Source organism: Streptomyces sp. LARHCF249, assembly GCF_052871255.1.
In genome coordinates, this window is record NZ_JBIXJQ010000011.1 from 75,798 (window position 1) to 87,960 (window position 12,163).

Annotated in this window: 11 protein-coding genes; 10 read left to right on the top strand and 1 reads right to left on the bottom strand. The window is 69.8% G+C overall.

Annotation, left to right across the window (positions count from 1 at the left end):
- The first annotated feature begins 78 nt into the window (after positions 1–78).
- The 10 genes from ACIPUC_RS28505 to ACIPUC_RS28550 all read left to right on the top strand — a co-directional run bounded on the left by ACIPUC_RS28505 (position 79) and on the right by ACIPUC_RS28550 (position 11,562).
- Entirely contained in the window at positions 79–1,491 is a 1,413-nt protein-coding gene (locus tag ACIPUC_RS28505; protein ID WP_446593172.1) for an MFS transporter, read from the top strand.
- Positions 1,492–1,669: 178 nt separating this feature from the next.
- Positions 1,670–3,940: a formate C-acetyltransferase gene (gene pflB / locus ACIPUC_RS28510; RefSeq protein WP_446593174.1), complete on the top strand. Its 2,271-nt coding sequence runs from the start codon at positions 1,670–1,672 to the stop codon at positions 3,938–3,940.
- A 27-nt stretch (positions 3,941–3,967) separates the two neighbouring features.
- Positions 3,968–4,768, top strand: coding sequence for a pyruvate formate-lyase-activating protein (gene pflA, locus ACIPUC_RS28515; RefSeq protein ID WP_446593176.1), 801 nt, complete (start codon positions 3,968–3,970; stop codon positions 4,766–4,768).
- Between the two features lie 68 nt (positions 4,769–4,836).
- A complete protein-coding gene (locus ACIPUC_RS28520) occupies positions 4,837–5,934 on the top strand; it encodes an MFS transporter (protein WP_446593177.1) in 1,098 nt (365 codons plus the stop codon).
- Positions 5,931–8,261 carry a molybdopterin oxidoreductase family protein gene (locus tag ACIPUC_RS28525; protein WP_446593179.1) on the top strand — a complete coding sequence of 777 codons (2,331 nt, stop codon included), beginning with the start codon at positions 5,931–5,933 and terminating at the stop codon, positions 8,259–8,261. Before ACIPUC_RS28520 ends, ACIPUC_RS28525 begins: the two co-directional genes overlap by 4 nt.
- A gap of 6 nt (positions 8,262–8,267) precedes the next feature.
- Positions 8,268–8,867, top strand: a complete 600-nt coding sequence (locus ACIPUC_RS28530) for a 4Fe-4S dicluster domain-containing protein (RefSeq protein ID WP_443299424.1) — start codon at positions 8,268–8,270, stop codon at positions 8,865–8,867.
- Positions 8,864–9,523, top strand: coding sequence for a QcrA and Rieske domain-containing protein (locus tag ACIPUC_RS28535; protein ID WP_446593180.1), 660 nt, complete (start codon positions 8,864–8,866; stop codon positions 9,521–9,523). The genes ACIPUC_RS28530 and ACIPUC_RS28535 overlap by 4 nt, the downstream gene beginning before the upstream one ends.
- Complete coding sequence (locus ACIPUC_RS28540; protein ID WP_446593182.1) at positions 9,520–9,888, top strand: hypothetical protein; 369 nt, start codon at positions 9,520–9,522, stop codon at positions 9,886–9,888. Before ACIPUC_RS28535 ends, ACIPUC_RS28540 begins: the two co-directional genes overlap by 4 nt.
- A 2-nt stretch (positions 9,889–9,890) precedes the next feature.
- Entirely contained in the window at positions 9,891–11,324 is a 1,434-nt protein-coding gene (locus tag ACIPUC_RS28545) for a NarK family nitrate/nitrite MFS transporter (protein WP_446593183.1), read from the top strand.
- A gap of 37 nt (positions 11,325–11,361) precedes the next feature.
- Positions 11,362–11,562, top strand: a complete 201-nt coding sequence (locus ACIPUC_RS28550; RefSeq protein ID WP_446593184.1) for a hypothetical protein — start codon at positions 11,362–11,364, stop codon at positions 11,560–11,562.
- Between the two features lie 40 nt (positions 11,563–11,602).
- Here ACIPUC_RS28550 and mscL read toward each other — a convergent pair whose 3' ends face one another.
- Complete coding sequence (mscL, locus tag ACIPUC_RS28555; RefSeq protein ID WP_446593185.1) at positions 11,603–12,103, bottom strand: large conductance mechanosensitive channel protein MscL; 501 nt, start codon at positions 12,101–12,103, stop codon at positions 11,603–11,605.
- Positions 12,104–12,163 lie beyond the last annotated feature (60 nt).

Sequence of the window (12,163 nt, forward strand, 5' to 3'; positions counted from 1 at the left end):
GTTCTCCTCTGCCGCGGGGCGCCCGCGGACACGGAATCTGGAGAGGCAAGGACACCCCTCGACCTCTGAGGACACACCATGAGTTCCGCCACGAAGGACGCGGTACGGGCGCAGCCGGCTGCCGATCCAGCGCAGTACCGTCCGGGCCGCACCATCACCGACTGGACGCCGCAGGACCCGTCCTTCTGGCGGAGCACCGGGAAGAAGGTCGCGACCCGCAACCTGTGGATCGCGGTGCCGGCCCTGCTGGTGGCCTTCGTGGTCTGGCAGGTGTGGAGCATCACGGCGATCAATCTGAAGGACGTCGGCTTCGGCTTCTCACAGTCCCAGCTGTTCTGGCTGACGGCGGTCCCGGGCATCACCGGCGGCACGGCGCGCGTCCTCTACACCTTCATCGGCCCGATGATCGGCCAGCGCCGCTTCACCGCCCTGTCCACGGTCGTGCTGATCGTGCCGCTGCTGTGGCTGGGCTTCGCGGTGCAGGACCCGTCGACCTCGTACGGCACGATGATCGCGATCGCCGCGCTGTGCGGCATCGGCGGCGCGAACTTCTCCTCCTCGCTGGCCAACATCGGCTTCTTCTACCCGAAGCAGGAGAAGGGCAACGCGACGGGGATCAACGGCGGTCTGGGCAACCTGGGCGTGTCCGTGGTCCAGCTGCTGACCCCGATCCTGATCACCTCGTCCGTCCTGGCGATCGGCGCGGGCCAGAAGAAGGCGAACGGCTCGGAGATCTACCTCCAGAACGCGGCCTTCGTGTGGGTTCCGGTGCTGATCGTCCTCGCCGCGGCGGCCTGGTTCGGCCAGAACGACCTGAAGGCGGCCTCCACCCCCTTCAGCCAGCAGAAGATCATCTTCAAGCGCAAGCACAACTGGCTGATGACCTGGCTCTACGTCGGAACCTTCGGCTCCTTCATCGGCTTCGCGGCGGCGCTGCCGCTGCTGATCAAGACCACCTTCCCCGCGTACTCGGTGGCCGCCTACGCCTGGATGGGCCCGGCGCTGGGCGCGCTGGCCCGCTGGGCGGGCGGCTGGATCGCCGACAAGATGGGCGGTGCCCGGGTGACGATCCTGTCCTTCCTGGGCATGGGCGCCTCGATCATCGGCGTGATCACCTTCCTGCCCGCCGGTTCCGACCGCGGTTCCTTCCAGGGGTTCTTCCTCTGCTTCCTGTCGGCCTTCTTCTTCTCGGGCATCGGCAACGGGTCGACCTTCCGCCAGATCCCCGTCATCTTCCGGGGACAGCACCTGAAGGGCCTGACGGAGGGCACCCCGCAGTACGCGGCCGCGCTGAAGCAGGCGGAGATCGAGTCGGGCGCGGTGACCGGGTTCACGGCCGCCATCGCCGCCTACGGGTTCTTCTTCATCCCGGCGATGTTCGCCAACTTCGCCGTGACCAGCGCGATGTGGGGCTTCGTGGGCTTCTACGCCTCCTGCGTGGTCGTGGCCTGGTGGTTCTACGCCCGCCGCGGCGCCGAAGCCCCGAGCTAGACCCTGCGGGGGACCTTCGGCCCCCTGCGAAAGCCCAGGTCAGGCGGGGGTCGGGGGTCGGGCGGGCGGAGGTCGCGGGACCTTCGGGCTCCAGGTCGGGACCAACGCGCCGCCAAATGATCGATCAAAAGGCGTGCAATGGATGCAGGCAACGAGGCGACGGAAGAAGGTGCGGGCGATGACTGCCACCCCTGCGGAGACCACGGAGAACGGCGGGGCCCGGAACGGCTTCAAGGGCGGCCTGTGGCGTGACGCCATCGACGTCCGCGACTTCATCCAGCAGAACTACACACCGTACGAGGGCGACGCCGCCTTCCTCGCCGGCCCCACCGAACGCACCACCGCCGTGTGGGAGGCGATCACGGACAAGTTCCCGGAAGAGCGCGAGAAGGGCGTCTACGACGTCGCCCACGACATCCCGTCCTCGATCAACGCGCACGCCCCCGGCTACATCGACCGCGACAAGGACCTGATCCTCGGCCTCCAGACCGACGCCCCGCTCAAGCGCGCGATCATGCCGTACGGCGGCTGGCGCATGGTCGCCGGCGCCCTGGAGACCTACGGCTACCCGGTCTCCGGGGACCTGGAGAAGGTCTTCACCGAGTACCGCAAGACCCACAACGCCGGTGTGTTCGACGCCTACACCCCCGAGATCCGCGCCGCCCGCAAGGCCGGCATCGTGACCGGCCTGCCGGACGCGTACGGCCGCGGCCGCATCATCGGCGACTACCGCCGCGTGGCCCTGTACGGCGTGGACCGCCTCATCGCCTTCAAGAAGGAGGAGAAGGAAGAGCTGAACGCCCTCCCGGCCGGCAACCGCTCGCTGGAGGAGACGATCCGGCTGCGGGAGGAGCTCGCCGAGCAGATCCGCGCCCTCGCCGAGCTCAAGGCGATGGCCGCCGCCTACGGCTGCGACATCTCCCGCCCGGCCGCCACCGGCCGCGAGGCCATCCAGTGGCTGTACTTCGCCTACCTGGCCGCCGTGAAGGAGCAGAACGGCGCGGCCATGTCGCTGGGCCGCACCTCCACCTTCATCGACGTCTACCTCCAGCGCGACATCGAGGCCGGGCTGCTCACGGAGGAGCAGGCCCAGGAGCTGGTCGACGACTTCGTCATCAAGCTCCGCATCGTCCGCTTCCTGCGCACCCCCGAGTACGACGAGCTGTTCTCCGGCGACCCGACCTGGGTCACCGAGTCGATCGCCGGGATGGGCGAGGACCGCCGTCCGCTGGTCACCAAGACCTCCTTCCGCTACCTCCAGACCCTCTACAACCTCGGCCCGGCCCCCGAGCCGAACATGACCGTCTTCTGGTCGCCGCAGCTGCCGCAGGGCTTCAAGGAGTTCTGCGCCCGCGTCTCGATCGACACCTCCTCGGTGCAGTACGAGTCCGACGAGCTGATGCGCCCGCGCTTCGGCGACGACACCGCCATCGCGTGCTGCGTGTCGGCGATGCCGGTCGGCAAGCAGATGCAGTTCTTCGGCGCCCGCGTGAACCTCGCCAAGACCCTCCTCTACGCGATCAACGGCGGCCGCGACGAGGAGTCCGGCGCCCAGGTCGGCCCCGAGACCGGCGCCCTCACCTCCGAGGTGCTGGACTACGAGCAGGTCATGGCCAAGCTCGACGCGCAGATGGAATGGCTCGCCCAGATCTACGTCCACGCCCTGAACGTCATCCACTACATGCACGACCGGTACGCCTACGAGCGCATCGAGATGGCCCTGCACGACCGCGACGTGCGCCGCACCATGGCCTGCGGCATCGCCGGCCTGTCGGTTGCCGCCGACTCGCTGTCCGCCATCAAGCACGCCAAGGTCACTGCGGTGCGCGACGAGACGGGCCTCGCCACCGACTACACCATCGAGGGCGAGTACCCGGCGTACGGGAACAACGACGACCGGGTCGACGACATCGCCGTGTGGCTCGTCGGGGAGTTCATGAAGAAGGTGCGGGGGTACGAGACGTACCGGGGTGCCGAGCACACCCAGTCCGTGCTGACGATCACCTCGAACGTCGTCTACGGCAAGAAGACCGGCAACACGCCGGACGGACGCCGGGCGGGCGAGCCGTTCTCCCCGGGCGCCAACCCGATGAACGGCCGCGACACCCACGGCTACGTCACCTCGGCGCTGTCGGTCGCGAAGCTGCCCTACGAGGACGCCGAGGACGGCATCTCGCTGACCAGCACCGTCACCCCCGACGGGCTCGGCCGCACTCCCGAGGAGCGGATCAGGAACCTGGCGGGCGTCCTCGACGGGTACACGGCGGTCGACGGCTTCCACATGAACGTGAACGTACTCAGCCGCGACACGCTCATGGACGCGATGGAGCGCCCGGAGAACTACCCGCAGCTGACCATCCGGGTCAGCGGCTACGCGGTGAACTTCGTCCGCCTCACGCGGGACCAGCAGCTGGACGTGCTGAACCGCACCTTCCACGGCTCGCTGTAGAGCCGGACCACGGCTGGAGCACCTGCCATGACCGTCCTCGTCGGCGCCCACACCGCCCATGCCGCCGCCACTCCCGCGGCCGCCGCGACCCGGCGGCCGAGCGAGGGCTCGGTGCACTCCTGGGACCTGTCGACCGGGGTCGACGGGCCGGGCACGCGCTTCGTGACCTTCCTGTCCGGCTGCCCGCTGACCTGCCTGTACTGCCACAACCCCGACACCTGGAGGATGCGGAGCGGCAAGAGGACCCCGGCCGACGCCGTGATCGCCGAAGCCGCCAAGTACCGCACGTTCATCGCCGCGTCCGGCGGCGGGGCCACCGTCTCGGGCGGCGAGCCGCTCCTCCAGCCGGTCTTCGCGGGCGAGCTGCTGCACCGGATGAAGCACGAGCTGGGGCTGCACACCGCCCTGGACACCTCCGGCTTCCTCGGCGTACGCGCCACCGACGCGCTGCTGCGCGATGTCGACCTGGTCCTGCTCGACATCAAGTCCTGGGACCGGGAGACGTACCGGCGTCTCACCGGGCGCCCGCTGCGGCCCACTTTGGACTTCGCGCAGCGCCTGGCCGACCTCGGCAAGGAGGTGCACCTGCGCTTCGTGCTGGTGCCCGGTCTCACGGACGCGCGGGAGAACACCGAGGGGGTCGCCGCCTTCGCCGGCTCCCTCGGCAACGTCTCGCGGGTCGACGTCCTGCCCTTCCACAAGCTGGGCGAGGGCAAGTGGCAGGCGCTGGACATGAACTTCACCCTCCACGACACGCCCTCGCCCGACGCCGAGCAGGTGGCCGAGGCGAAGGAGGTCTTCGCGGCGCGGGGACTGACCGCCGTCTGACCCCGTTCGGCCCAACCATGGGCACCACATAACGGGCTGAATCGGTATAGAACGCCTAGCGTGGTGCTGTGTCAGAGCCCACGGAAGTCCTCGCCGCAGCCCCGCCGCCATCCGAGGTACCCGAGACCCCGCCGCCGGTCAGGAGATCCGTCACCGCACGGGCCACCCTGGCCGGCGCCGCCGTCTCGCTCCTGCTCATCGCCGCGATCGTGCTGGGCAGCCGGCTGCTGCGCGACTTCGACTCGGCCCTGCTGCCGTACGCCGTCGCGACCGTCTTCCTGGCCTTCGGCGTGGCCTACCGGTACACGGTGTGGGTGTCCGCGCCCGGCGCGCGCCGCCTCTTCAAGAAGGGCTTCGGCAGCTTCTTCTCGGCCGCCAACTTCCGCAGGGCGCCCACCGCCCTGCCGAAGATGATCGCCACCTACCTCGGCTTCCAGAAGTTCCTCGGCGCCCGCTCGCGCGCCCGCTGGGCCGCCCACCAGCTCATCTTCTGGGGCTGCATCCTGGCCGCGCTCATCACCTTCCCGCTGACGTGGGGCTGGTTCACCTTCACCTCGGGCAGCGGCTCCGGCCCCGGATACGACATGCGGATCTGGGGCTTCAAGGTGCTCGGCTTCAACTCGCTGAACATCCTGGGCTGGCTGATGTTCCACGGCCTCGACATCGCCGCGGTCCTGGTCATCCCCGGGGCCTCGTACTTCCTGTGGCGCCGGATGAAGGACCGCGGGGCCATCACCGGCCAGCGCTTCGCCTACGACCTGCTGCCGCTGATCTGCCTGATCGTGATCTCCGTGACCGGGCTGCTGCTGACCTTCTCGTCGATCTTCCTGCACGGCGGCGGCTACGAGTTCCTCGCCATCCTGCACATGGTGTCGGTGGTGTTCACCCTGATCTACATCCCGTTCGGGAAGTTCTTCCACATCGTCCAGCGGCCGGCCGCCGTCGGCATGCAGCTGTTCAAGTACACGGCCCGCCAGGAAGACCAGGTCTTCGCCTGCAAGCGCTGCGGGGAGCCCATCGACACCACCCCGTACGTGGAGAACCTGCGCGGCACCATGCAGGACCTGAAGCTCGACTTCAACGCCTTCGTCGAATACTGCCCGCGCTGCAAGCGGGTGCTGCGCGGCAACGCCTACCTGACCCACGTCAAGAAGGGCTTCAAGTGACCGCGACCGACCCCGCCAAGGCCGTGTCCCGGCCCGTGCCCGTCCCCATCGACCCCGCCATCGTCCCGCCCGGCACCCGCAACTTCCGCGACGCGGGCGGCATCCCCGCAGACCAGTGGCACGCCGACCAGAACGGCGAGACCCTCGTCCCCACCCACTGCTGCTTCTGCGGCGTGCAGTGCGGGATGTACCTGCGCGTGGACAAGGGCGGCAAGGTCTTCGGCGTGGAGCCGCGCAACCACGACATCAACCGGATGCGGCTGTGCCCCAAGGGCATCAACGCCTACCAGCAGGTCAACCACCCCGACCGGCTCACGAGTCCGCTGCTCCGCCGCTCGCGCGACGAGGAGTTCAAGGAGGCCTCCTGGGAGGAGGCCCTCGACTTCACCGTCTCCGAGATCCGCCGCATCCAGCAGGCCTACGGCAACGACGCCTTCGGCCTGCTCGGCGGCGCCAGCCTGTTCTCCGAGAAGACCTACCTGGTAGGCAAGTTCGCCCGGGTCGCCCTGAAGACCAAGCACGTCGACTACAACGGCCGCCTGTGCATGGTCAGCGCCGCCGGGGCCAACAAGCTCGCCTTCGGCATCGACCGGGCCGGCAACCCCTTCTCCGACATCCTGCTCTCCGACTGCCTGCTCATCGCCGGGTCGAACGTGGGGGAGTGCTTCCCCGTGATGACCCAGTACCTGTGGGGCGCCCGGGACCGCGGAGCCTCGCTGATCGTGGTCGACCCGCGGGAGACCGCCATCGCCCGCACCGCCGACATCCACGTCGCCCTCAAGCCCGGCACCGACGCGGCCTTCTTCAACGCCGTCCTGCACGTGATCGTCGCCGAGGGGCTGACCGACGAGGACTACCTCGCCGCCCACGCCACCGGCTGGGAGGAGGTCAAGCAGACCGTCGCCGGCTACCCGCCCGCCCGGTCCGCCGCGATCTGCGGCATCCCCGCCGAGCAGATCGTCCAGGTCGCCCGGGTCTTCGCCGCGGCGGACAAGGCCATGGCCTGGCACGCCCGCGGCATCGAACACCATTCCCAGGGCGTCGAGAACTGCCTCACGGTGATCAACCTGTGCGTCGCCACCGGCAACATCGGCAAGCCGGGCGCCGGCTACGGCACCATCACCGGCCAGGGCAACGGCCAGGGCGGCCGCGAGCACGGCCAGAAGTCCGACCTCCTCCCCGGCGGCCGCTCCATCTCCAACCCGGAGCACCGCGCCCAGATCTGCCGGATCTGGGGCATCGAGGAGTCCGAACTCCCGGGCGCCGGAACCTCCATGATGGAGATGGTCTGGCAGATGCAGCGCGGGGAGATCCGCGGCCTCATCGGAATCTGCAACAACCCCTTCGTCTCCCTCCCCAACTACGCCGTGGTCAAGGACGGTTACGACACCGCCGAGTTCCACGCCCAGTTCGACTTCTTCCTCTCCGAGACCGCCGCCAACGCCCACGTCGTCTTCCCCGTCACCACCTGGGCCGAGGACGAGGGCGTGATGGCCAACGCCGAGGCCCGGGTGGTCAAGCACAACAAGGCCCAGGAGCCGCCCGCCGGAGTACGCACCGACACCTGGGTCATCTGCGAGCTGGCCAAGCGCCTCGGCGCCGGGCAGCACTTCGCGTTCCCGGGCTCCCGCGAGGTGTTCGAGGAGCTGCGCACCGCCTCCGCCGGCACGGTCAACGACTACTACGGCATCACCTACGACCGGCTGGAGGAGACCGGCGGGATCGCCTGGCCCTGCCCCTCCACCGAGCACCCGGGCACACCCCGGCTGTTCGAGGACGGCCGGACCTACCACCCTGACGGCAAGATCCACATGCAGGTCGTGGAATGGCATCCGCCCATGGACGCCTACACCGAGGAGTACCCCCTCTCCCTCACCACCGGCCGCACCGTCGCCCACTTCCTCTCCGGCAACCAGACCCGCCGCCTGGGCGCCCTCGTCGAACAGACCCCGCGCCCCTGGGTGGAGGTCCACCCCTCGCACGGCTTCAAGGACGGCGACCCGGTCCGGGTGGTCACCCGCCGCGGCAGCGAGGTCTTCCCGGCCCTGGTCACCGAGGCCATCCGCCCCGACACCGTCTTCATCCCGTACCACTGGCCCGTCCCGACGTCCGCGAACGCCCTGACCATCGACGCCCTCGACCCCCGCTCGAAGATCCCCGAGTACAAGGTCTGCGCCGCCCGGGTCGAGGCCGCCGAACGGATCGACGAGGTCCCCGCGCCTCCCACAGCCCCCGGCCACGAGGCCTACCCGGAGACCCAGGCCTCCCGCACCGACCCCCTGCCCCCCACGTCCCCGCAGGGCCGTGGCACGGCGGAGAGGAGCTGACCCGCCATGATGGGCCGCACGATCTTCATCGACCCGGGTCGCTGCATCGGCTGCCAGGCCTGCGTCTCCGCCTGCCGCGAATGCGACTCCCACCGCGGCAAGTCGATGATCCACCTGGACTACACCGACCCCGGCATGTCCGTCGCCTCCCTCCCGACCGTCTGCATGCACTGCGAGGACCCCGTCGCCCCCTGCGCCGAGGTCTGCCCCGCCGACGCGATCCTGGTGACCGCCGACGGCGTCGTCCAACAGGCCGACACCACCCGCTGCATCGGCTGCGCCAACTGCGTCAACGCCTGCCCCTTCGGCGTCCCGAAGATCGACCTCCAGGCGAAGCTGCAGATGAAGTGCAACCTCTGCTACGACCGCACCGCCTACGGGCTGGCCCCCATGTGCGCCACCGTCTGTCCCACCGGCGCGCTCTTCTACGGAACCCTCGAGGAGCTCCAGGCCGAGCGCCCCGGAGTCCAGGTCGCCGACTCCTTCGCCTTCGGCGACGTGATGGTCAGCACCGGCGTGGCGATGGTCGTCCCCGCCGACAAGGTCCAGTGGCCGGTCCCCGGCGGGCTGCCCGTGGTCGAGGTGAACGGAGTGGACGTCCGATGAGCGTCACCGAACAGCCGGCTCCCGCACCCGGCCGCGATCCCGACGGCGACGCCGCCGCGGAGCAGCTCCGCGACCGGATCAGCGCCGACTCCCTCACCACCCGCCGCGACTACCTGCGGATCGTCGCCACCGTCTCCGGCGGCCTGGCCGTCGGCGGGGTCGGTGTCGCCGCCGGCATCCTGCACCGGCACGGCGACAGCGAGAAGCTGCCCGAGGCCAAGCTGGTCGCCGAACAGCTGGAGCCCGGCCGGTCCGTCGCCTTCCGCTTCCCCGGCGACGAGGACCGGGCGCTGGCCGTGCGACTGGCCGACGGCACCCTCGTCGGCTACTCCGCCGTCTGCACCCACCTGGCCTGCGGCGTGCTCTGGCGCGAGGACCGGGGCGTCGACGGAGAGCTGTACTGCCCCTGCCACGAGGGCGTCTTCGACGTCCGCACCGGCGAGGTGACCGCGGGCCCGCCGCCGCGCCCGCTCCCCATGGTGTTCCTGACCGAGCAGGCCGACGGCAGTGTCTGGGCCATCGCCACCGCCCGGTCGGGAGAGCCGGCCAAGGACGCCCTGTGCCGGCAGTTCGGCGATTCCCGCCCCGAGACGGCCGCCAGGCTGGGCTGCCCCGGAGCGCATCGCGCCGCCGCGAACGAGAGCGGGCGGACATGAGCGACGCACAGCTGCCTCCGCGCCCCGACTACCACCCGGGGAGCGCCCAGCCCCGGCTGAACCGGCCGGTGCACGAGCGGTATCCGCAGATCCGCTCGACCAGCGGCTACGGGGACCCGCGGATCCGGCACACGGGCCCCGGCCCGGGCGCCGGCACCGAACAGGAGCCGGAGCGGTCCTCGAAGCTCAACGCCCGCCTGGCCCTGGCCCTCACCGTGGTCATCGGACAGCTCTGGGCGCTGACCGTGACCGTCAACGAGTGGATGAAGGGCAACACCGGCACGGCCTGGTGGGGTGCGGGATTCCTGGTCCTGTCCTTCCTCGTCGTGATCGCGCTGTGGCTCCTCGACCCGAAGGACCGGTGACCATGTCCATACCCACCCCCACGCCCACCCCGACCGCGGTGCGCCCGCACCGCGCGGAGAGCTACAAGCCCGGCGCCGCCATCGGCGACTGGCGGCCCGAGGACGAGGGCTTCTGGCAGTCCACCGGCCGCAAGGTCGCCCAGCGCAACCTCTGGATCTCGATCCCCGCGCTGATGCTCGGCTTCGTGGTCTGGCAGGTCTGGTCGGTCACCGTGGTCAAGCTCAACGACGTCGGCTTCGGCTTCTCCAAGTCGCAGCTGTTCTGGCTGACGGCCATCCCCGGCATCACCGGCGGTACCTTCCGGATCCTGTACACCTTCATCGGGCCGATCTTCGGCGAGCGGAAGTTCACCGCCTTCAGCACGATCATCCTGGTCGTCCCGATGCTCTGGCTGGGCTTCGCGCTCCAGGACACCGGCACCCCGTACTGGGAGCTGGCGCTGATCGCGGCCGTCTGCGGCATCGGCGGCGCCAACTTCGCCTCCTCGATGGCCAACATCGGCTTCTTCTTCCCCAAGCGGGAGAAGGGCAGCGCCAACGGCCTCAACGGCGGGCTCGGCAACCTCGGGGTGAGCGCGGTCCAGCTGATCGCCCCGCTGGTGGTCACCGCCGCCGTACTCGGTGCCCCCGCCGGCGGCCCCCAGCACGACGCCAAGAACAACACCGACATCTGGCTGCAGAACGGCGCCTTCCTGTGGGTGCCGCTGCTGGTGGTCATGGCGCTGCTCGCCTGGTTCCTGATGAATGACCTCAAGGTGGCAGCGGCCCCCTTCAGCCAGCAGAAGGCCATCTTCAGGCGCAAGCACAACTGGCTGATGACCTGGCTCTACGTCGGAACCTTCGGGTCCTTCATCGGCTTCGCCGCGGGCCTGCCCCTGCTGATCAAGAACAACTTCGAGACGCAGGGCTACCAGGCCACCACCTATGCGTGGATCGGCCCCTTCGTCGGCGCGCTCATGCGGTGGGCCGGGGGCTGGCTCTCCGACAGGATCGGCGGCGCCAGGGTCACCCTGCTGTCCTTCGTCGGCATGGCGGCCTCGCTGGTGGTGGTGATCTTCGCACTGCCGCACAGCGGCGACCACGGCAGCTTCTGGGCCTTCTTCACCGGCTTCCTGGCGGCCTTCGCCTTCTCCGGGCTCGGCAACGGCTCGACCTTCCGGCAGATCCCGGTGGTCTTCCGGGACCAGCACATGCGGGAGGCCGAGGGCAAGGGGCCCGAGGCGCAGGGCGCCGCGCTGAAGCAGTCCGAGATGGAGGCCGGCGCCGTCACCGGCTTCTCCTCCGCCATCGCCGCCTACGGCTTCTTCTTCATCCCCGCGATGTTCGCCGCCATGGCGGTCACGCACGCGCTGTGGATGTTCATCGGCTTCTACGCCACCTGCCTGGGCGTGTGCTGGTGGTTCTACGCCCGCAAGGGCGCCGAGGCCCCCAGCTGAGCGGGGCCGCCCACGAGGGCGGCCGTACTCTGGAGGCATGAGCACCCCCGCCGCCCCCGACCCGCAGCACGCGCCCGCCGCGGTGCCGAAGCCCAAGCCCCGGCTCGTCTTCGACGACCCGCTGGACCAGCAGTCCTCGGACGACACCGACCGGGGCTGGGGCGAGCGGCCGCCCGCCGGCGGAAGCACGGCCGACCTGGCCCGCTTCCTCGACGAGAAGCCCCCGCACCACATCTGAGCCGCCAAGGCGGCCCGACCGGCCCGACCGGCCCGACCGGCTAAAACGCGTCGCGCGACCCCGGCGCCCCGGCGCCCCCGCCGTTCGCCCCGCGCTGCGCGACCAGCACGTCCCGGATGTCCTTGAGGACCTCCAGCTCCGTGATCTCCATGCTCTCCTGGACGCCTTCCTTGGCCTTGCGGCGCGCCTCCACCTTCGCGAGGTACTTCGCCATCGGCAGCACCATGAGGAAGTAGACGACGGCCGCGGTGATCAGGAAGGTGAGCGCGGCGTTGAGCACCGAGCCCCACAGGATCTCCACGCCCGTGGGCTGGCCGCTCGGGTCGAGGCCGCAGGGGTCCTTCAGGCACGACTTGTAGACGTCGAGGTTCTTGGTCCCGATGGCTCCCACCAGCGGGCCGATGATGCCCTTGACGATGGAGTTCACGATGTTCGTGAACGCCGCGCCGATGACCACGGCGACCGCGAGGTCGACCACGTTGCCGCGCATCAGGAAGGCCTTGAAGCCCGCCAGGACGCTCTCCTTCTTCTTCTCGCTCACCACTGAGCCCTTCTTCACTTGTGCCGAACACGGAGCCAACGGTTCCGAAAACTACGGCAG

Coding starts and splice junctions, on each gene's coding strand:
- ACIPUC_RS28505 (WP_446593172.1), top strand. CDS start 79: ATGAGTTCCGCCACGAAGGACGCGGTACGGGCGCAGCCGGCTGCCGAT.
- pflB (WP_446593174.1), top strand. CDS start 1,670: ATGACTGCCACCCCTGCGGAGACCACGGAGAACGGCGGGGCCCGGAAC.
- pflA (WP_446593176.1), top strand. CDS start 3,968: ATGACCGTCCTCGTCGGCGCCCACACCGCCCATGCCGCCGCCACTCCC.
- ACIPUC_RS28530 (WP_443299424.1), top strand. CDS start 8,268: ATGATGGGCCGCACGATCTTCATCGACCCGGGTCGCTGCATCGGCTGC.
- ACIPUC_RS28535 (WP_446593180.1), top strand. CDS start 8,864: ATGAGCGTCACCGAACAGCCGGCTCCCGCACCCGGCCGCGATCCCGAC.
- ACIPUC_RS28540 (WP_446593182.1), top strand. CDS start 9,520: ATGAGCGACGCACAGCTGCCTCCGCGCCCCGACTACCACCCGGGGAGC.
- ACIPUC_RS28545 (WP_446593183.1), top strand. CDS start 9,891: ATGTCCATACCCACCCCCACGCCCACCCCGACCGCGGTGCGCCCGCAC.
- ACIPUC_RS28550 (WP_446593184.1), top strand. CDS start 11,362: ATGAGCACCCCCGCCGCCCCCGACCCGCAGCACGCGCCCGCCGCGGTG.